We start from the raw sequence: 21,080 nt of genomic DNA on the forward strand, positions 1-21,080 counted from the left end.
CTGACCAGGCGCCCCAAGAAGCGCGAAGCCCGAAGCCCAGGACAAAAACTCAAATCCTCACACCGAAACAAAATCAAAAAAAGCCCGCAAGGTACAAACCTGCGGGCTTTTTGACGTTTGGCGGGGGGGAGCCAAGGCAATGTGCCTTGGTCAGAAAACAATCACGCATGAAAAAGATCGTCTGCTGGACGGTCAAAACCAAAGAAAGCGCTGTCGTGGCGGCAATTTGAGTGTGCCGATTCTTTGAGCATTGAAGCAATTGACAAGACAACGCGCATCGGCAATCCTTGAAGATAGATAGCGGCAATCGTTCAGCCGCATGGCAATCGCGCCCCGATCTGTCGCAGGACCAACCTGCGGGTCGGGGCTTTTTTATGCCCGGTCGTACACAGTCTGATGGATTGGGACGCCGGATAGGGGAATGGGCATGGCCTTGAGGGAAATTCCGGTTGGTGTTCTGTTTTCTAAATCGGGGTCCTATGCGCTGATCGGCCAGGAAGGCTATTGGGGCACAAGGATCGCGATCGACGAGATCAATGCCTCCGGCCTCTTCGACTTCCGCTTTCTGCCGGTCGACGGCGATCCGAAGGGGGCGGCGGAAAACTATGCGGTCGAGGCCGATCGGATGCTGCGCGAGGCCGGCTGCCGCCATATCATAGGCACCCAGACCTCCTCCAGCCGCAAGGAAGTTCTACCGGTTCTGGAACGGGGCCGCGGCCTGCTCTGGTACACAACGCCATATGAAGGTTTCGAGAGCCACGACCGGGTGGTCTATACGGGCGCCTGTCCGAACCAGGGGGTTGTGCCTCTGTTCCGGCATATCGTTCCGGAAGCCGGACGGCGGGCGTTTCTGCTCGGCTCCAACTACATCTGGGGCTGGGAGACCAACCGGATCGCGCGTGAATTGCTGGCCGGTTGCGACGGCGAAGTCCTGGGCGAGCGCTATGTCGCCATCGGCGACGAAAACATCGATCACCTGATCGCGGAAATCCGCGAGAAGCGGCCGGATTTCATTTTCAACAACCTGATCGGCGAAAGCAGCTACGCCTTCCTGCGCGCCATGAAACAGCTTGCCGCGGAAGACAGCGCCTATGCACCGGACCGCTGTCCGATCCTGTCCTGCAATCTGACCGAGGCGGAACTGCCAGAGCTCGGCGAGGCGGCCGTCGGGCTGATCTCGACATCGACCTATTTCGAAACCCTGGACACGCCTGAAAACGCTGCCTTCCTGAAACGTCTGGAGGGATTGCGCGGTCCGGACACGGCCATTTCTTCCATGTTTGTCGCTCCTTACGAAGCTGTCTGGTTGCTCGCCCGCGCCATTGCCGCCTGTCGCACCGAGGACCCGGATATCGTGCTGGCCGAGCTTTGCCGGCAGTCCCATGCAACGCCCCTGCGGGACATTCGCATCGATCCGCAGACCCAGCATGCCTATCTGCAGCCGCTTGTCGCCGTGGTTGAGGCTCCGGGAGCAGAAAATGGCCGGTCGCGTTTCCGCATCCTGGAAAAGACACCGGGCCCGCTCGCGCCGGACCCCTATCTGGTGCATTACGACCCTCTCGACAGCGTTGCCGGCCTGCCAACCGAAAAGCCCGCTGCGGACAACGGCAACACCCCGAAACTGAGGTTGGTGTCGTCATGAGCACATTGTTCCGGACCCCGAGTTTCCGCGGCTGGTCGGCCATCATCCTGCACAAGCCGCATGCGGACCGGGATGCTGTCTACCGTCAGCTGGGCCGTCTCGGGATCGACGTTGAAACGGTCTGGCCGGACCTGCCGGAGACGGCGCGCCAGTCGGACCTGGTCATTTTCGATGCCGATGCCGGCCACGATGGCCAGTTCCCCTGGCCGGTGGAAGAGCATCCGATGCCAATGATCGCGCTGATGGGCAGCGAGGCGCCGGGGCGGGTCGAATGGGCCATCCGGCGCGGCGCCATCGCCCAGTTGAGCAAGCCGATCGCCTCCAGCGGCGTCTACGGCGCGCTTGTTGTTGCCACCCAGACCTTTGCCATGCGCAAGGCGTCCGAGCAGCGCATCGCCCGGCTGGAGACACGCCTGGCCTGCCGTCCGCAAGTGGCTGAGGCAATCCTCTTGCTGATGCAGCACCAGGGCGGCGATGCCGCCACCGCCTACAAGCTGCTGCAGGACATGGCCATGGCGAGCCGGCAGACCATCGAGGACGTGGCGCTCGGTCTTCTGGGCCGCACGGGAGGGCAGCATGACGGCCGACGCAAAGCCTGATGCCATGCCCGAGACCATGACAGAGACAACGCCGGACAGGCCGATGGGCGTGCTCGCGCGGGTGCTGCGCCGGAAACTGGCCGTCTTCGCGCTCATTCTGATCGGTATCATCGTCGGCGCGGCGGTGTTCGCGCCCCTGGTTGCCCCTTTCGATCCGGCGGAGCAATTCTTCGAGGGTCTGACGCTGGAAGGCGCGCCGCTGCCGCCAAACGAAACCTTCTGGCTCGGCACCGATCTTCTCGGCCGGGACCTGCTGTCGCGGCTGATCTACGGCGCGCAGACCTCGCTGATCATCGGCATCGTCGCCAATGGCATCGCGGTCGCGGTCGGCGCGCTGGTCGGCATTCTGGCCGGGTTTTTCCGCGGCTGGGTCGAAACCGTGCTGATGCGCTTCACCGACCTGATGATGGCCTTCCCGGCCCTGCTCCTGGCGATCACGCTGGCCGCCCTGTTCCGGCCCTCGCTCTGGATCGTCGCCATGGTGATCGCCATGGTCAATTGGGTGCAGATGGCCCGCGTGGTCTATACCGAGACAAGGTCTTTGTCCGAACGGGAATTCATCCTGGCCGAACGGGCGATGGGCGCCGGCCTTCCGCGGATCCTGTTCCGGCACATCCTGCCGCATCTCCTGTCGACCATCCTGGTTTTCGGCACGCTTGGCATCTCGACCACGGTTCTGCTGGAGGCCACGCTCAGTTATCTCGGCATCGGCGTGCAGCCGCCGACCCCGTCCTGGGGCAACATCATCTACGAGAACCAGACCTATTTCACCTCCGCGCCCTGGCTGGTGTTCTTCCCGGGCATCGCCATCATCGCCCTGGCGCTCGGCTTCAACCTGATCGGCGACGCGCTGCGCGAAGTGCTCGACCCGACCCAGAAGGGGAGGCACTGATCATGGCCGGTTATGTCCTGCGGCGCGTGCTGCAGTCGCTGATGATCCTGATCGGGATTTCCTTCCTGACCTTCATCCTGCTTTACCTGATCCCGGCCGACCCGGCGCGTCAGATCGCCGGCCGCAGCGCGAGCGCTCAGACGGTGGAGAATATCCGCGAGCAGCTCGGTCTCAATCTGCCGTTCTACGAGCAGTATCTTCGCTATCTGAGCGGCCTGGTGCAGGGCGATCTCGGCCGCTCCTACCTGCAGAAGACGGAAGTCGGCACGCTGATCTGGTCGCGCCTGCCGGCGACGCTTCTGCTGATGCTCGGCGCCATCGTCTGCGAACTGGTCATCGGCCTGACCATGGGGCTGATCGCGGCCCTGAAACGCAACACCGCGACCGACACCAGCCTGATGGTGCTGTCCTTTGTCGGCGTGTCCTCGCCCCAGTTCGTGATCGGCATCCTCCTGCTTTATGTCTTCGCCGTGCAGCTCGGCTGGTTCCCGATCGGCGGCTACGGCACCTTCATGCATATGGTGCTGCCGTCGCTGACGCTCGGATTTCTGGGCGCGGGCTGGTACTCGCGCATGATGCGCTCGTCGATGATCGACGTCCTACGCCAGGACTTCATCCGCACCGCGCGGGCCAAGGGCCTGAAGCGCTGGCAGGTGCTGTTCGGCCACGCCCTTCCCAATGCGCTGCTGCCCGTCATTGCCATGATCGGCATCGATATCGGCCTCTTCATGAGCGGCATCGTCGTCGTTGAAAGCGTGTTCGGCTGGCCGGGCATCGGCCAGCTCGCCTGGCAGGCGATCCAGCGCGTCGACATCCCCATCATCATGGGCGTCACGCTGGTGTCCGCCTGCGCGATCGTGCTCGGCAATTTCCTCGCCGACCTGATCGCTCCCCTGATTGATCCGAGGATCAAGCTGCGCTGACGCGCGGCAAACCGCCGGAAAAACCGCCAGCAGAGCGGCCCGGCACATCACCAACCGGAGGTAGGACTATGAAAACTGCAATCTGGGCAGGGGCCGCGGCCCTTCTTGCCGCCACCGCTCTCACACCCGCCCTGGCGGACGAGATCAAGCAGGGCGGATCGATGACCGTCACCTATAAGGACGACGTTTCCACGCTCGATCCGGCCATCGGCTATGACTGGCAGAACTGGTCGATGATCAAGAGCCTGTTCGACGGCCTGATGGATTACGAGCCGGGCACCACCAACCTGATGCCGGACCTGGCGGAAAGCTATGAGATTTCCGACGACGGCACGGTGTTCACCTTCAAGCTGCGCGACGGCGTCACCTTCCACAACGGCCGGGCGCTCACCGCCGAGGACGTCAAATATTCCCTCGACCGCGTCACCAATCCGGCAACCCAGAGCCCGGGCGCCGGCTTTTTCGGCTCCATCAAGGGCTTTGACGCCGTAGCCGCCGGTGAAGCGGACAGCCTGGAAGGCGTGACCGTGGTCGATCCGCTGACCGTCAAGATCGAACTGTCGCGCCCGGACGCCACCTTCCTGCATGTCATGGCGATCAACTTCTCCTCCGTCGTGCCGAAAGAGGAAGTGGAGAAATGGGGCGCCGATTTCGGCAAGCATCCGGTCGGATCGGGGGCGTTTTCGCTGGAAGACTGGACGCTTGGCCAGAAGCTTGTGTTCAAGCGCAACGAAAACTACTGGCGCGCCGGCGTGCCGCGTCTGGACGAAATCACCTTCGAGGTCGGCCAGGAGCCGATCGTTGCCCTGTTGCGCCTGCAGCGCGGCGAAGCCGACATTCCGGGCGACGGCATTCCGCCGGCGAAATTCCTCGAGGTGACCAAGGACCCGCAATACAAGGACCTGATCATCGAGGGCGGCCAGCTGCACACCGGCTATGTCACCATGAACGTCAAGATGCCGCCTTTCGAAAACCTGAATGTGCGCAAGGCCGTCAATATGGCCATCAACAAGGACCGGGTCGTGCGCATCATCAACGGCCGCGCCGTTCCGGCCAACCAGCCGCTGCCGCCGACCATGCCGGGTTATGACACAGCCTATGAAGGCTATCCGTATGATCCGGACGCGGCCAAGGCGCTGCTCGCCGAAGCGGGTCTCGCCGACGGGTTCGAGACGGAACTCTATGTCTTCAACACCGATCCGAACCCGCGCATTGCCCAGTCGATCCAGGCGGATCTCGCCGCAATCGGCATCAAGGCCGAGATCAAGGCACTGGCCCAGGCCAACGTGATTGCAGCCGGCGGGGAACCAGATCAGGCGCCGATGATCTGGTCCGGCGGCATGGCCTGGATCGCCGACTTCCCGGACCCGTCCAACTTCTACGGCCCGATCCTCGGTTGCGATGGTGCGGTCAAGGGCGGCTGGAACTGGTCCTGGTACTGCAACGAGGAGCTGGACAAGCAGGCAATCGCCGCCGACAGCATGACCGATCCGGCGAAAAAGACCGAGCGCGAGGAAGCCTGGCGCAAGATCTTCATTTCGGTCATGGACGACGCCGCCTGGGCGCCGGTCTTCCACGAGCAGCGTTTCACGATGCGGTCGGAGCGGCTGGGTGGTCCCGATGCCATCTTCGTCGATCCGGTCCACATCCCCGTCAACTACGACTACGTTTGGGCAAAAGATGTGCAGTAACTGCAAGGCCGCATACACGATCCATGCGGCACAGCACCATTTCGGCTGGGACAATTCCAATGTCCCGGCCGAGACGGTGGCACCGGGCACGGTGCTGGAATTTCAGTGTCTCGACAGTTCCGCCGGGCAACTGACCCCGGAGAGCACCGTCGAGGATGTCGCGTCGATGGATTTCGGCAAGGTCAATCCGGTCACCGGCCCCATCTATGTGGATGGGGCCGAGCCCGGGGACGCTTTGATCGTCAAGATCCATGAGTTCAAGCCGTCCGGCTTCGGCTGGACGGCCAACATTCCGGGTTTCGGCCTGCTCGCCGACCAGTTCAAGGATCCGGCGCTGCATGTCTGGTCCTATGACAAGGACAAGCTGGGAACCTCCGCCTTCGCCCCGTTCGGCAAGGTGCCGCTGAAACCCTTTGCCGGCACAATCGGCGTAGCCCCGGCCGAGCCGGGCCTGCATTCCGTCGTGCCGCCTCGGCGGGTGGGCGGCAATCTGGACATCCGCGATCTGGCCGCCGGAACGACGCTCTACCTGCCGGTAGAAGTCGCCGGAGCGCTGTTTTCCATCGGCGACACCCACGCCGCCCAGGGGGACGGCGAGGTCTGCGGCACAGCCATCGAAAGCCCGATGAACACGGTGATCGGTCTTGATCTCATCAAGGGTGCGGATCTGAAGATGCCGCGTTTCGAGACCCCGGGTCCGGTGACCCGTCATCTCGACGAAATGGGCTATGAGGTCACCACCGGCATTGGCACCGATCTTTATGAGGGGGCCCAGGCCGCGGTCTCCGGCATGATCGACCTCCTGAGCGCCCGTCACGGCTACAGCGCGGTTGATGCCTATATGCTGTGTTCGGTCTGCGGCGATCTCAGGATCTCGGAAATCGTCGATGCCCCCAACTGGGTCGTGTCCTTCTATTTCCCGAAGGTCGTGCTTCAGTAGCAAGCCGGGCGGCGGCCGGTGCCGCCGCCCGCATCAATCAAAACGAAACCAGACCAGGCCGCTCCGGATGTCCTTATCGCCCAACGACCCAAGCACCCTTGATGAGACGGTTCTGTCGGTCCGTGACCTGCGAACCGATGTGGCAACACCCTCCGGCCGCAAGACCGTGGTCAAGGGCCTCTCCTTTGACCTGAAACGCGGCGAGACTCTCTGCATTGCGGGCGAATCCGGGTCCGGCAAGTCGATCACGGCGCTGTCGATCATGGGGCTGCTGCCCGAACCGATGGCGCGGGTGTCCGGCGGCGAGGTCTTGTTCGAGGGGCAGGACCTGACCCGCATCGGCGAAGACGCCATGCGCCGCATCCGCGGCGGCGATATCGCCATGATCTTCCAGGAGCCGATGACCTCGCTCAATCCGGTGCTGACGGTCGGCCGGCAGTTGCGCGAGGCCATTCGCGCGCACCAGGATGTTTCACGGTCCGAGGCGGATGCGCGCGCCCTGGAGATGCTGACGTCAGTGCGCCTGAGCGAACCGGCGCGCCGGCTGAAACAATATCCGCATGAACTTTCCGGTGGCATGCGTCAGCGGGTGATGATCGCCATGGCGCTTGCCTGCAACCCGAAGATCCTGATCGCCGACGAGCCGACAACGGCGCTCGACGTCACCATCCAGGCCCAGATCCTGCAGCTGATCCGCGATCTCCAGCGCGATTTCGGCACGGCGGTGATCATGATCACGCATGACATGGGCGTGGTCGCCGAAATGGCCGACCGGGTGATCGTGATGAATCATGGCCATATCGTTGAACGCGGCACAGTTGCCGACGTCTTTGAACGACCGTCAGATCCATATACGCGGGGTCTTCTGGACGCCGTGCCGAAGCTGGGCGCGCTGACGGGCATCGACACGGCGCCGAAGGAGGCGGACTCGTCTCAGCCGCCTGTTCTGGAAGTCGAGGATCTCGTCGTGCGCTTCGACCTGCATGGCGGCCTGCTCAACCGGGTGACATCGCGCGTGCATGCGGTCGAAGGGGTGTCCTTTCGGCTCGAACCGGGGGAAACGCTCGGCCTTGTCGGCGAAAGCGGCTGCGGCAAGTCGACTATCGGCAAGGCGCTGATGGACCTCGTCGCCTGGGAGGGCGACATTCGGATCGCGGGAACTCCGGCGGGCATCGGCGGGGCGCAACAGCAGAAGCGCCTGCGCCGTGACATGCAGATGATCTTCCAGGATCCCTATGCCTCGCTTGACCCGCGCATGACGGCCGGCGACCTTGTCGGCGAGCCGCTGGTCATTCACGGACTGGCCTCGGGAAGCGATCTGAAGGACCGGGTCCGTGCCCTGTTCGAGCGGGTCGGCCTGCCCGCCGATGCGATGGCGCGCCATCCGCATGAATTTTCCGGTGGTCAGCGCCAGCGCATCTGCATTGCCCGCGCCCTGGCGCTGTCGCCCAAGGTGATCATCGCCGACGAGAGTGTCTCGGCGCTCGATGTCTCCGTCCAGGCCAAGGTGCTGGACCTGTTGCAGGAGCTGCAGGAGGATCTCGGCCTTTCCTACCTGTTCATTTCCCACGACATGGCGGTGGTTGAACAGGTGTCGCACCGGATCGCGGTCATGTATCTCGGCCAGATCGTGGAAATGGGCACGCGCCGGCAGGTGTTCGAGAACCCGCAGCATGACTATACCAGGCGGCTTTTGAAGGCCGTGCCGATCCCGGACCCGAAACGGCGACGAAATGTTTTTGATGTGCCGACTGGGGAAATTCCGTCACCGGTCCTGCCGCTCGGCCAGTCGGTCGACCGGTTGCGCTATTCGGATATCGGCGACCGGCACCTGGTCGCCGTTTCCTGAAAACGGTCAGGCGGGCGGCGCGCCGATGACGTCCGGATGGGCGTTTCTGAAGGCGCCGATTGCGTTGCAGGCGTCCGCCACGCGGGCGATCCTTGAAAAGCTCGAGAGGTCCACGCCCCAGCGTTCGGCATTGTAGAGCTGGGGGATCAGGCAGCAATCGGCCATGGTCGGCCGGTCGCCGTGACAGAACGGGCCGGTGTCATCGAGAAGATCCTCGAAGGCGGCCAGGCCCTTGCCGATGAAATGCTGCATCCAGGCTTTCTTGGCTTCGTCGCCGCCGCCGGTGATGTCGCTGAGATGTTTGACGACGCCGAGATTGCAGACCGGATGGATTTCCATGGCAATCGCGTAAGCGAGCTGGCGCACCCGGTACTGGCCGTCAATGTCGCCGGGCAGCAGCTGGGAACCGGGTATCGTGGCATTCAGATATTCGATGATCGCGAGCGATTGCGTCAGCGTCTTGCCGTCAATGATGATCGCCGGTAGCAGGCCTTGCGGGTTGAGTTTCAGATAGTCTTCTTCCAGATGCGCGCGGGTCAAGAGATTGACCGGGCGGTAGTCGGCGTCGAGCCCCAGAAGATTGAGCGCGATCCGCACCCGGTAGCTCGCCGACGAGCGCCAGTAATCATAAAAAACAATGTCTTTTGCCATCAAACCCTCCCGGACACGCAATGAGCATAGATACACCTATTCGGCAGGGAATTGGCAAGGGTGTGTGTCGGATGTTGAGGAACGTAGGGGCATTCGCCAATGGTCTGAGCGAAAAGGTGATGCTGATCCCCTCCCGCGTGTCACCCCGGACAAGCGCAGCGCAGATCCGGGGCCCGCTCGCGGGACCGCTTGCTGAAGCGAAAGAGATTTTGAGGAAGGTTGGCTGCCCACTCAAACCGCTCTGGAAATGAGTGGGCCCCGGGTCTCCGTTGCTCGCCCGGGGTGACGACTGACGAGCGGGAAAGCAGAAGACTAAGACAGCGCCAACTGCGGCCCAGAGTAACCTCTCCCAATGGGAGAGGGAGCGTGGCGGTGTCTGCAGTCAAACTTCGGTGCAAATCCGGCAGGGAAGGTCAAAGTTGGCTCAGCCCAGAACAAGTTCCTTGTCGCGGACCGGCGGTTCCTTGCGGCCGCCGGCCTGCGCGGCAATTTCCGGCGCCTTGCCCTTCTGCGCCTTGCCGGCGACATAGACCTCGTCGATGGAGCGGTCGTCGCCGAGCATTTGCAGGACGAACAGTTCCTCCGCCAGCGTTTCGGCGCGTTCCATGCGCAGGGCCATCGCCTCGGTCGCACGGGCATTGAGGACAACGATGTCGGCTTCCGTGCCTTCGTCCAGCGTGCCGATCCTGTCTTCCATCCCGAGCGCCACCGCGTTGCCCCTGGTGATCCAGTGGAAGGCGCGGAACGGGTGCAGTTTCTGGTCCTGGAGTTGCAGAATCTTGTAGCCCTCGTTGAGGGTCTGCAACATGGAATAGCTGGTGCCCGCGCCGATGTCGGTGGCAATCGCATTGGTGATACCGCGTGCTTTCAGGCCGGCATCGTCAAAGAGTCCGCTGCCGAGAAAGAGGTTCGAGGTCGGGCAGAAGACCGGCCGGGCACCGGTTTCGGCAAGCGCATCGATCTCGCGCGGCTCCAGGTGGATCGAATGGCCGAGCAGCATCTTCTCCGACAAGAGACCATAGCTCTGATAGACGTCGAGATAGTCCAGGGCCTCCGGGTAGAGCTCCAGTGTATAGGCAATCTCGTTTTTGTTTTCTGACAGATGCGTCTGCACGAAACAATCGGCATGCTCGGCAACGAGCGCGCCGGCCATTTCCATCTGGGCCGGTGTCGAGGTGATCGCGAAACGCGGCGTGATCGCGTAGGAGGCGCGGCCCTTGCCATGCCACTTGGTGATCAGCGCCTTGGTGTCGTCATAGCCGGTTTGCGGCGTGTCGCGCAGGCCGTCCGGGGCGTTGCGGTCCATCAGCACCTTGCCGCCGATCATGCGCATGTTGCGCTGTTCGGCTTCCTCGAAATAGGCCTCGGCGGAGGCCTTGTGCACCGAGCAATAGGCAACGGCGGTAGTGGTGCCGTGATTGGTCAGAAGATCGAAGAACCGGCAGGCCATTGCGGCGGCGTGATCTTCGCTCGCAAAGCGGGTTTCTTCCGGGAACGTGTAGGTGTTCAGCCAGTCCAGCAGCTGCGCGCCCCAGGAGGCAACGATCTGGACCTGCGGAAAATGGATATGGGTGTCGATGAAACCGGCCATAAGCAAGTTCGGCCGGTGGTCGACGATATCCGCGCAGCCGGCCTCGGCAACCACGTCGCAATAGGTGCCGCGCTTGAGGATCATCCCGTCCTCGATCAGGAGCGCGCCGTCCTCGATATAGTCGAAGGCGGAGGTGTCATCGGGCGTCTGTGGCTCGGAATTGAAGGTAAGCAGGCGGCCGCGAAGCAGCAGGCGGTCGGATTGCATTGGTATGCTCCAGTCATCGGAAAATCGGGGCGGAAGATCCGCCCCGAGGGATTGTTTGGAAGGGTCGGATCACTCGCCAGGAGCGGGCTGTGCCTGAGCAATCGGTTCGGCTTCCGGCACAATCGTCTCTTCGCGATGGAAGATCGGATAGATGAACAGGAAGGCGGCCGCGATCAGGTAGCCGAGGCTGACGGTCGAAAGGTCCGGCCAGTGCAGAGTTGACGAGTGGATGATGCCGACCGAGGCCATCGCGAAGGCCGCGAAAGCGAAACCGCCGGCATTGCGGAACTTGCCGTCAATGACGCTGGCAACGATCGCACCCCAGATCAGCCCGGTCAGGATCGCGCCCTGGCTGAGGGCAAGATGGCCCTCATAGTGCGCACCCTGCTGCAGAAGCGCCGCGGTCAGTTTCGGGTCTCCGAGCGCCAGCATGCCGGTGGCTCCGGTTGCACCGAGCGCACCCATCAGGGAGCCCCATTTGATCACCAGGAAACTGGAGACATGCGGCATCATCGCGATGGTGACGGCGGCCATGTGCTCGGTCTTCACCGCGTGGGCGGTGTTGGTGATCAGGCTGAGGGCGACGAACACCAGAACCGGCGCGGCGGCGGCCACGGGGATCAGGTTGTTCAGGAAGGCCAGCAGGCCGAGGAAGGCCGCCAGCGGAATGACCACGCCGACGCCGATCACGTAACCCGCATGGGCGCCCATGCGCTTGTAGGCCGGGTGACCGATATAGGCGGTGGTCGGGAAGGGCGAGCCGAACAGGGCACCGATCATGGTGCCGGCCCCGTCGGTGATCTGGCAGGTGGCGACCGGATAGTGATCGCCGGCGGCTTCCGCGCTTTCCACATTGTTCATCGTTTCGATGAAGTTGTAGATCTGCACCGGCACCAGGACCAGGAACAGTTCCGGATGGGCGAAGAGGTGCTGGATGCCGGCTACAAGATCGCCGAAATAGGGCACCGGCGGATAGAAGCCGACACCTTCGAAGCTGACCTTCGACTGGCCGATGGCAAGCGCGACGACCGTGCCGACGGCAAGCGCCAGCAAGCCGGCCGGAATGTTGAACGGCAGGCGGAACCGGCCGACCAGGCCCCAGAGGATGATGATCATCGAGGCAAAGCCGATGAACGGGTTCTCGAACACGGTCGCCAGCGGCACGGTGCCGATGAACACAAGCGCGATGCCGCAAAGCGTGCCGAGCATGCCCGCGCGCGGCGTGACCTTCTTCAGCCATGGTCCGACCAGCGCACCGAGCGCCGCAACGATGCCGCCCATGAAACCGGCACCGATGCCGACCTGCCAGGCCAGAACCGGATCGTTGGTCGACCAGTAGATCGGTCCAATCACGCCGAAGAGATAGACGAACATCACCGGCGTCGAAATGCCGTAGGGCAGGGCGGTGACATCCCGGCCATGCTGTTTGGCTGCGCGCTGCGCCAGCAGCACATAGACGGCAACGCCCGCGAGGATCGCGATGGCCGCGCCGGGAACGATCTTGCCGTAGACGATTTCGGCCGGCATCTGGAACACGAACTGGCAGATCCCCGCCAGCACCATCAGGTTCACGAGATTGTCGGTGAACAGGGCCCAAAAGGCGCTGAAGTCCCCCCTCGAGAACAGTTTGTAGTCGTACCTCCCAACCCGCATATCGGGTCTCCTTTCAGGTAAAAAGACCTGGTCGCGCCCTCTCCCGCAGGCGGACCGGCCGTTGGTTTACTGCGCGGCCTGAAGCAGCGCAGTCTCCTCCCTGCCGCCGGCCGCAAGGTCTCCCGCCGTCAGGGCGGCAAGAACTTCGGCGGCCACGAAAGCGGCAATGATTTCAGGGCGTTTGTCCCGGCTGCCGGCGGCACCGATGGGACAGGTCAGCTGGTCGATCTCAAGACCGTCGCAATGGCTGAGGCACCAGGACCGCAGCTTGGCGCGCTTGGTCGCCGAGCCGATCATGCCGACGTAGGACGCGTGGCCGAGTTCCAGCGCGGCCGAGGTCAGCAGAAAGTCGAGGCCGTGGTCGTGGGTCAGCACGATGAAGGCACTGCCTTCAGGCGCGTTGAAGATCTCGACTTCCGGAATGGCGCGCAGGCGCATGTCGACGCGAGCATTTGACTGCGCCAGTTCTTCCTTGCGCATGTCGACCAGCACGCAGTGGACCGGGGCATGCTGCAGAAGATCGGCAATTGCCCGGCCGACATGGCCGGCGCCCATGACATAAACGTGGGGAAGCGCGTTCTCGGCAGAGCGCAGCCGGCCTAGGGCGTCGTCTACATCAGACCGGCGCATGCGTTTCAGCACCAGTTCCACCCGGCCGCCGCAGCACTGGCCGATTTCCGGGCCGAGCGGCAGGTCGAGATGGGTCTCAAGTGTTCCGTCGGCCAGCATGGTGCGGGCCTTGGTGATGACGATGTGCTCCAGCTGACCGCCGCCGATGGTGCCGAACAGCCTGTCGGCACTGACGAACATTTCCGTGCCGGCTTCTCTCGGGGAGGAGCCGCGCACCCTTGTCAGTTCGATCCGGACGATCTTTGTGGCGGAGCCGAAGAAGTCCTCGGCCTGGCTGGAGCGCAAACTCATGACATCACTCCCGGTTTTTCAGCCGCTCAACGGCCATCAGAACGCGTTCCGGTGTTGCCGGGGCGTCGAGACGCGGGCATTCGCGGTAGTCCGCCACGCTGGCAACGGCCATGGACAGCGCTTCGAAGACGGAAATGCCGAGCATGAAGGGCGGTTCGCCGACGGCCTTGGAGCGCTTGACGGTGCGTTCCTTGTTTTCCGACCAGTCCGCCAGATTGACGTTGAAGACACGCGGGCGATCGGATGCGAGCGGGATCTTGTAGGTGGACGGCGCGTGGGTCCGGAGCCGGCCAGCATAGTCCCACCACAGTTCTTCCGTGGTCAGCCAGCCCATGCCTTGAATGAAGGCACCTTCGACTTGACCCTTGTCCAGGATCGGGTTCAGCGACTTGCCGACATCATGCAGGATGTCCGTGCGCTCGATCCGGTATTCGCCGGTCAGCGTGTCGACGACGACTTCCGAGCAGGCTGCGCCATAGGAATAATAGTAGAACGGCCGTCCCTTGCCGGCGGCCCTGTCCCAGTGGATCTTCGGGGTCTTGTAGAAACCGGCGGCGGACAGATGCACCCGCGCCATATAGGCCTGGCGAACCAGGTCGTTGAACGGGATCAGTTCCGAGCCTGCCTGGACCATGTTGTTGGCGAAGGTCACGTCTTCCTGGGCGACGCCATAGGTCTCCGCGGCAAAGGCGGTCAGGCGCTCCTTCAGCTGCTCGGCCGCGTTCAGCGCCGCCATGCCATTGAGGTCGGTGCCCGAGGAAGCGGCGGTGGCCGAGGTGTTCGGCACCTTTTCCGTCGTGGTCTTGGTGATCTTGATGCGCTCGAAATCGACCTGGAACGCGTCGGCGACGACCTGGGCGACCTTGGTGTTGAGGCCCTGGCCCATTTCGGTGCCGCCGTGGTTCAGGTGGATCGACCCGTCATTGTAGATATGGATCAGTGCCCCGGCCTGATTGTACCAGGTGGCTGTAAAAGAAATGCCGAACTTGACCGGTGTCAGCGCAATGCCCCGTTTGAGAATTGAGGAACGGGCATTGAACTGAAGGATCGCCTCGCGGCGGGCCTGATACTCGGAGGAGCTTTCAAGTTCACCGATCAAGCGCGGCAAGATGTTGTCCTCGACCTCCTGGTGATAGGGGGTGAGGCAGCGGCCGTCGTCGCGGTCGCCGTAGAAATTGGCCTTGCGGATTGCCAAGGGATCCTTGCCGAGCGCATAGGCGATCTCTTCGATTATGCGCTCCGCGGCGACCACGCCCTGCGGGCCGCCGAAACCGCGAAAGGCGGTGTTGGAGACCGTGTTGGTCTTCATCGGCCGGCTCTGCAGGCGGACATGCGGATAGAAATAGGCATTGTCCGCGTGGAACAGCGCGCGGTCGGTCACCGGACCGGAGAGGTCCGAGGAATAGCCGCAACGCGCCGCGAAGACGCCGTCGACGGCCTGGATGCGGCCGTCATTGTCGAAAGCGACGTCGTAGTCGACGACGAAGTCGTGGCGTTTGCCGGTGGCGGTCATGTCCTGGTCGCGGTCCGGGCGGATCTTCACCGGACGGTTCCACTTCTTCGCGGCCATCGCGGCGACCACACAGAAGAGGTTCATCTGGCTTTCCTTACCGCCGAAGCCGCCGCCCATGCGGCGCACATTGACGGTGACCGCGTTGGACGGCACGCCGAGCACATGGGCGACCATGTGCTGGGCTTCGCTCGGGTGCTGGGTGGAACAGTGGACAGCGACATCGTCGTCTTCGCCCGGAATGGCGAAGGCGATCTGGCCTTCCAGATACATATGGTCCTGGCCGCCAATGGCGATCCGGCCCTTGATCCTGTTCTCCGCGGTTTCGAAGGCAGGCGCGATATCGCCGCGTTCCAGTTTGAGCGGGTCGGTGATCAGCGGGTAGCCGGCGTCCTGGGCGGCAATCGGATCGAGCGCGTGCGGCAGCACGTCATAGTCAATCTTCGCAAGCTCGGCCGCGCGCCGGGCCGCGTCGCGGCTTTCGGCGACAACGGCAAAGAGCGGCTGGCCGTGAAATTCGGTCTTTTCCGTCGGAAAGACCGGTTCGTCATGTTTGCCCGTCGGGCTGATGTCGTTGTGGCCGGGAATGTCTTGCACCGTCAGGACGCCGACCACACCGGGCGCGGCTTTGACGGCGGCAAGGTCCATCGCCTTGATCCGGCCGTGCGCGACACTGGAAACGCCGAGATAGGCGTGCAGTGTGCCCTGCGGCTCGGCAATGTCGTCGCAATAATCGGCGCGGCCGGTGACGTGCTTCTCGGCGCTGTCATGGCGCCGGTCCTTATGGACACCGCCGCTGATGGCCGGTTTCGCATGCTGGATGACGTCGTGTTTCATCTTGTTTTGTCTCCAGTCACGCGGACATGAGGTCGACCGGCTCACCGGTCGTTTCGTCATGGGAAAGGTAAAAGCGCTTGAGCAGGTTGCGCGCGACGGTCAGCCGGTAGTCGGCCGAGGCGCGCCAGTCGCTGAGCGGGGTGAAATCGGCACCGAGCGCCTGGGCGGCGGCCTGGAAAGAGGCCTGGTTGAAAGGCTGACCTCGCAGGGCGGCTTCCGCCTTTTCGGCCCGTTTCGGTGTGCCGGCCATGCCGCCAAAGGCAAGACGGCAATCGGTGATCCGGCCGTCCGCGACCGTGACCGAGAACCCGGCGGCAACGGATGAGATATCCTCATCGCGGCGCTTGGAGATCTTGTAGGCGGCGTGGAGCTGACCCTCGCGCGGACGCGGGATCAGGATGCTTGTGACGAACTCGCCCGGCGCGCGGTCCTGCTTGCCGTATTCGACGAAGAAGTCTTCCAGCGGCAGGCTGCGCTGGGTCTCGCCCTTGCGCAGCACGATCTGCGCGCCAAGCGCGATTAAGACGGGCGGCGTGTCGCCGATGGGCGAGCCGTTGGCGATGTTGCCGCCGATGGTGCCCATGTTGCGCACCTGCCATCCGGCAATCCGGTCCCAGTAACTTTTCAGATGCGGGAAGACCTCGCAGATCGAGCCTTGCGCTTCCGAATAGGTGACGCAGGCGCCGAGTTCGAGCGCGGTGTCCGTGAGGGTGACCGATTTCAGCTCTTCCAGGTGACTGATGAAGACGGCCGGGCCGATGGGGCGCATGAATTTGGTGACCCAGAGACCGACATCGGTCGAACCGGCCACGATGGTGGCGTTGGGGTTATCATTGAGAACCGAAGCCAGATCGTCGACATCGGCCGGAACGATGGCCTGGTTGTCGGCGGGGCCGATGACAACACGCTTGGCGTCCTTCAGGTCGGCGAGGCGTTGGGTCAGGTTGGCGCGTTCCAGTTCCAGGAAATCCCGTGCCGGGCTGCCATAGCGGTTGGCGGCCATGGCGGCGGCGACGATCGGCTGGTAGCCGGTGCAGCGGCAGAGATTGCCCTGAATGGAGGTCTCGACTTCCGTTTCGCTCGGCTCCGGATTGGCCATCCAGAGCGCATAGAGCGACATGACGAAGCCCGGGGTGCAAAAGCCGCACTGGCTGCCGTGAAAATCGACCATCGCCTGCTGGATCGGATGCAGGCCGCCGTTTTCACCGCGCAAATGCTCGATGGTGACCACGTGGCAACCGTCGAGCGAGGCCAGGAACCGGATGCAGGCATTGACGGTTTCGTATTGGAGCACGCCCTTGACCAGACGGCCGACCAGAACGGTGCAGGCGCCGCAATCGCCTTCCGCGCAGCCTTCCTTGGAACCGGTCAGGCGGCGCTCCAGGCGCAGATAGTCCAGCAGCGTTGCGTCGGCTTTAACGTCCTTGAGCGAAATGTCGGCGCCATTCAGCAGAAACCGGATGTCCGGGCGGTGGGTCATTGCGTCCTCTGGAAGTTTTCTTCTCTCGAGGGAGAACGCTACGCCTCGTCACTTCATCGAAAAATCCGGTGATTCCGGAAATTCTTTCAACAGATCATTGAAAATAGCCGTGCGATACTGTTGATCTGGGAATGCGACGAAAGTCGGTGTGCACAAAGCAAGTCGCTGGAAACGCATGGCTTTTCAAACGAGGGAGGCGGTCGATGTCCTATCTGGAATCCCTGCGCGTGTTCACGCGTGTGGTCGAGCTGGGCAGCATCACGTCCGGCGGACGCGACCTGCGCCTGACCCCGGCGGTTGCCAGCAAGCGCATCAAGGAGCTGGAAAAGCATCTTGGCGTGCGTCTCTTCAACCGCACCACCCGCTCGCTGACCCCGACCGAGGTCGGCAAGGTTTTTTACGACTACGCGGTCAAGGCGCTGGAATCGATCGAGGACGCGGAAGCCGCCGTTTCAAGCTTTTCCGACACCCCGCGCGGCGTCATTCGCGTTACGGCCCCTCTAGGAGCAGGCCGCCGCATCATCGCGCCGCTGGTGCCGCGGTTTGTCGAAAAATTTCCGGCAACGGAAGTCCATATGCGGCTCTCCGACCGCAAGGTCGATATCATGTCCGACGGGCTGGACGTCGCCTTTTTCATCGGCACACCGCAGGATTCCAACCTGAAACTCAGGAAGATTTCAGACTGCCCGAGGGTGCTGTGCGCGGCGCCCGACTACCTTGAAAAACACGGCACGCCGAAGGCACCGGACGACCTTCTTTCCGACGACCACAATTGCCTGCTTCTGCGTTATCCGCGCTCGCCGGAATATTTCTGGGTGCTGCAGACGCCGGAAGGTCCGCGCAAATTGCAGGTGGCGGGAAACATGGACGCCGACCATGGCGACGTTCTCACCGACTGGGCGCTTTCCGGCCACGGCATCGTCAACAAGCCAAGGTTTGATGTCGCCCAGCATCTGGAGAGTGGCCGCCTGGTGGAGATCCTGGCCGATACCCCGCCCCCGCCAACCATCTTCGGCTGCCTTTACCCCCACCGCCGCCTCCAGGACCCGAAGATCCGGCATTTCGTGGACTTCGTGATCAGCCATGCGGATGTAGCGGGGTAGGGAATTGAAGGGGTCTCTTGCCGTCATTCCGGACAAGTGAGGCCTGCTTGCAATACTATACTGGGATCGCAAAACGGTTGACGAGCTCTCCAGCGGTCATCCCCGACGCGCTTGCGCGATCGGGGACCCAATCACTTCCAGAGCTGTGCTTGTTTTGGTCTTGCGGCAACCGTCGGTGTGGTGCTTGAACGCATTTCGTTCGTGGCGATGTGGATTGGATCCCGGCGCGAGGCCGGGATGACCACTGGAGGTTTGGCGCCGCTTTAATTCACCGCTACTCCAAACGGCAGCTTCTCCTGCGCGTTCTTGTACCACCTGATGATCGCCTTGCGCTCGTCCTCCTCCATGAAGGAGACATTGGCCGGCGGCATGGCGTTGGTGACGCCGGCCTGGAGATAGATCTCCTTGGCGGCGCGGACCACGTCGGCTTCGGTTTCCAGAAGCATGTTTTTCGGCGCCCAGTGGATGCCCTCGTAGAAGGGTTCGCGGGCGTGGCACATGCCGCAGCGGCCCGGCACGATCGCCATCACGTCCTCGAAACCTTCGGCGCTGGCAAAGACCTGTTCGGTCGGTGTCAGCTCGCGCGCTTCCGAGGCTTCCCAGCTGCTCTGCTGCAGTGGGGCCATGGAAAGCTGGATGATGGCGACGAAGAGGATCGCGGTGGCCAGCCAGGTCCAGGTCGGTGCCGGAGCGCCGGTGTGTTTGGTGTTGAAATAGTGCCGGATGGTGACACCCATCAGGAATACCAGCGCGGCGATCAGCCAGTTGTATTCGGAGGCAAAGGCGAGCGGATAGTGGTTGCTCAGCATGAGGAACACGACCGGCAGGGTCAGGTAGTTGTTGTGGGTCGAGCGCAGCTTGGCGATCTTGCCGTATTTGGCGTCCGGCGTGCGCCCGGCTTTCAGATCCGCGACCACGATCTTCTGGTTCGGGATGATGATGAAGAACACATTCGCGGTCATGATCGTGGCGGTGAAGGCACCCAGATGCAGCATGGTCGCCCGGCCGGTGAAGATCTCGTTGTAGCCGTAGCCCATGGCCACCAGCAGCGCGAACAGGAGCACCATCAGCAGCGTCGGGCTCTCACCGAGCTTCGACTTGCACAGCCGGTCATAGACCAGCCAGCCAATGGTCAGCGAGGCGGCGGAGATCAGCACGCCCTCCCACAGGGCAAGATCGGCCTTGGCCGGGTCGATCAGATAGAGTTCGCCGCCGACCCAGTAGACGATCATCAGCAGCGCCGCGCCCGACAGCCAGGTCGAATAGCTCTCCCATTTGAACCAGACCAGGTGCTCCGGCATGTTTTCAGGCGCCACCAGGAACTTGCGGATGTGATAGAAACCGCCGCCATGAACCTGCCACTCCTCGCCATGGGCGCCCTTGGGCAGGTCGGGGGCCTTTTTCAGACCGAGATCCAGCGCGACGAAATAAAAGGACGACCCGATCCAGGCCATCGCCGTGATCACGTGCAGCCAGCGCACGGCAAAGGCGATCCAGTCCCAAATGATGGCAATGTCCAGCATTGCTGCTCCTCCAAATACGTTTTGCCCAAGCTAGCGCAGGACTAGATTTTCTGGTATCTCGGGATAATTCCGAGCAGTTTCAAAAAAACCCGAATAATAGCTCGTCCGAACTCGGCTAGGGTGAACCCCACATGGCTTACTTGGAAAACATTCGCACCTTTCTGCGTGTCTACGAACTCGGCAACATGTCCGCGGCCGCCCGCGACCTGAGGATATCCTCGGCCGTCGCGTCCTCGCGCGTGTCGCAGCTGGAGGAGCACCTGAACGTGCGCCTGTTCCAGCGCACCACCCGCGCGCTCAGCCCGACAGAGCATGGCAATTTGTTCTATCGCGGTGCAACAAAAATCATCGAGGCGGTGGAAGAGGCCGAGGCCGAGATCAGCAACGTGACCCGTTCGCCGCGCGGCACGCTGTTTGTGGCTGCGCCCATCGGCATGGGCCAGCGGCTGATCGCGCCGGCAATCCCGAGGTTCAAAGCCGCCAACCCGCTGATCGACATCCGCCTGCGCCTGTCGGACCGAAAGGTCGACCTGACCGGCGAGGGGCTGGATGCCGCGTTTTTCCTGGGCACGCCGGAAGACAGCAACCTGAAGATCCGCAAGATCGCGGACTGCCGCCGGATCCTGTGCGCCTCACCGGACTATCTGACGCGCAAGGGCACGCCGACGAGCAGCGACGAGCTGGCCGCAGGTAAACACGACTGCCTCAACATGCGCTATCCGGGCGCGCCCGAATTCCAGTGGCCGCTGCAGACGGCAACCGGCGTCAAGCGTGTTGCCGTGTCCGGGCCGTTCGAATCCGACCATGGCGATGTCTTGACCGGCTGGGCCCTGGAAGGCCACGGCATCGTCTTGAAACCGGTGTTCGAGGTTGCCGACTATCTGGCCGACGGACGGCTGGTGCCGGTGCTGGAAGACGAGCCGCCGGTTCCGGTCCAGATGGCCTGCCTCTACACCCATCGCCGCCGCCAGGACCCGAAGGTGCGCCTGTTCCTCGACTTCATGGTCGCCCAGATCCAGAAGGTGCTGGCTGAGATGCCGGGGAAATAAGGCACAGCAGTCAGCGGGA

The 21,080-nt window shown here is 62.9% G+C and carries 17 protein-coding genes; 10 read left to right on the top strand and 7 right to left on the bottom strand.

Features of this window, described 5'->3' with window-relative positions:
* The 8 genes from M0H32_RS16845 to M0H32_RS16880 form a co-directional block, all read left to right on the top strand.
* Window positions 1–230 (top strand): hypothetical protein (locus M0H32_RS16845; RefSeq protein ID WP_248156092.1); only part of this gene is annotated, 230 nt, incomplete at its 5' end.
* Window positions 231–427: 197 nt separating this feature from the next.
* The gene (locus M0H32_RS16850) at window positions 428–1,642 is read left to right on the top strand and encodes a transporter substrate-binding domain-containing protein (RefSeq protein WP_248156093.1); all 1,215 of its coding nucleotides are present in this window, start codon (window positions 428–430) and stop codon (window positions 1,640–1,642) included.
* Window positions 1,639–2,241 (top strand): ANTAR domain-containing response regulator, encoded by a 603-nt coding sequence (locus M0H32_RS16855; protein ID WP_248156094.1) that lies wholly within the window; start codon window positions 1,639–1,641, stop codon window positions 2,239–2,241. The genes M0H32_RS16850 and M0H32_RS16855 overlap by 4 nt, the downstream gene beginning before the upstream one ends.
* Window positions 2,219–3,133 (top strand): ABC transporter permease, encoded by a 915-nt coding sequence (locus M0H32_RS16860; protein ID WP_248156095.1) that lies wholly within the window; start codon window positions 2,219–2,221, stop codon window positions 3,131–3,133. Before M0H32_RS16855 ends, M0H32_RS16860 begins: the two co-directional genes overlap by 23 nt.
* A 2-nt stretch (window positions 3,134–3,135) precedes the next feature.
* Window positions 3,136–4,056, top strand: a complete 921-nt coding sequence (locus tag M0H32_RS16865; RefSeq protein WP_248156096.1) for an ABC transporter permease — start codon at window positions 3,136–3,138, stop codon at window positions 4,054–4,056.
* A gap of 68 nt (window positions 4,057–4,124) precedes the next feature.
* Complete coding sequence (locus M0H32_RS16870; RefSeq protein WP_248156098.1) at window positions 4,125–5,747, top strand: ABC transporter substrate-binding protein; 1,623 nt, start codon at window positions 4,125–4,127, stop codon at window positions 5,745–5,747.
* Window positions 5,737–6,687, top strand: coding sequence for an acetamidase/formamidase family protein (locus M0H32_RS16875; protein ID WP_248156100.1), 951 nt, complete (start codon window positions 5,737–5,739; stop codon window positions 6,685–6,687). Before M0H32_RS16870 ends, M0H32_RS16875 begins: the two co-directional genes overlap by 11 nt.
* Window positions 6,688–6,754: 67 nt before the next feature.
* Complete coding sequence (locus M0H32_RS16880; protein ID WP_248156102.1) at window positions 6,755–8,536, top strand: ABC transporter ATP-binding protein; 1,782 nt, start codon at window positions 6,755–6,757, stop codon at window positions 8,534–8,536.
* Window positions 8,537–8,542: 6 nt separating this feature from the next.
* On the opposite strand, the gene maiA is transcribed toward M0H32_RS16880, so the two are convergent.
* The 6 genes from maiA to xdhA all read right to left on the bottom strand — a co-directional run bounded on the left by maiA (window position 8,543) and on the right by xdhA (window position 17,386).
* Entirely contained in the window at window positions 8,543–9,187 is a 645-nt protein-coding gene (gene maiA, locus M0H32_RS16885; RefSeq protein WP_248156104.1) for a maleylacetoacetate isomerase, read from the bottom strand.
* 424 nt (window positions 9,188–9,611) lie between these two features.
* Window positions 9,612–10,985: a guanine deaminase gene (gene guaD / locus M0H32_RS16890; protein ID WP_248156106.1), complete on the bottom strand. Its 1,374-nt coding sequence runs from the start codon at window positions 10,983–10,985 to the stop codon at window positions 9,612–9,614.
* A 69-nt stretch (window positions 10,986–11,054) separates the two neighbouring features.
* Window positions 11,055–12,638, bottom strand: a complete 1,584-nt coding sequence (locus tag M0H32_RS16895) for a xanthine/uracil/vitamin C permease (protein ID WP_248156108.1) — start codon at window positions 12,636–12,638, stop codon at window positions 11,055–11,057.
* A 66-nt stretch (window positions 12,639–12,704) separates the two neighbouring features.
* On the bottom strand, window positions 12,705–13,559 hold the full coding sequence (gene xdhC, locus M0H32_RS16900) for a xanthine dehydrogenase accessory protein XdhC (protein WP_248156109.1): 855 nt from the start codon (window positions 13,557–13,559) through the stop codon (window positions 12,705–12,707).
* A 4-nt stretch (window positions 13,560–13,563) separates the two neighbouring features.
* On the bottom strand, window positions 13,564–15,906 hold the full coding sequence (gene xdhB, locus M0H32_RS16905) for a xanthine dehydrogenase molybdopterin binding subunit (protein ID WP_248156110.1): 2,343 nt from the start codon (window positions 15,904–15,906) through the stop codon (window positions 13,564–13,566).
* A gap of 16 nt (window positions 15,907–15,922) precedes the next feature.
* Window positions 15,923–17,386, bottom strand: a complete 1,464-nt coding sequence (xdhA, locus tag M0H32_RS16910; RefSeq protein WP_248156111.1) for a xanthine dehydrogenase small subunit — start codon at window positions 17,384–17,386, stop codon at window positions 15,923–15,925.
* Between the two features lie 203 nt (window positions 17,387–17,589).
* Between xdhA and M0H32_RS16915 the strand changes: the two genes are divergently transcribed.
* A complete protein-coding gene (locus tag M0H32_RS16915; protein ID WP_248156112.1) occupies window positions 17,590–18,489 on the top strand; it encodes a LysR family transcriptional regulator in 900 nt (299 codons plus the stop codon).
* A 263-nt stretch (window positions 18,490–18,752) separates the two neighbouring features.
* Here the strand turns inward: M0H32_RS16915 and M0H32_RS16920 are convergent, their stop codons facing one another.
* Window positions 18,753–20,012 (bottom strand): urate hydroxylase PuuD, encoded by a 1,260-nt coding sequence (locus M0H32_RS16920; protein ID WP_248156113.1) that lies wholly within the window; start codon window positions 20,010–20,012, stop codon window positions 18,753–18,755.
* Between the two features lie 131 nt (window positions 20,013–20,143).
* On the opposite strand from M0H32_RS16920, the gene M0H32_RS16925 reads away from it, so the two are divergent.
* Window positions 20,144–21,061, top strand: a complete 918-nt coding sequence (locus M0H32_RS16925) for a LysR family transcriptional regulator (RefSeq protein ID WP_248156114.1) — start codon at window positions 20,144–20,146, stop codon at window positions 21,059–21,061.
* Window positions 21,062–21,080 lie beyond the last annotated feature (19 nt).

This window comes from Roseibium sediminicola (assembly GCF_023156505.1).
In the GTDB taxonomy this organism is placed as follows: Bacteria; Pseudomonadota; Alphaproteobacteria; order Rhizobiales; family Stappiaceae; genus Roseibium; species Roseibium sediminicola.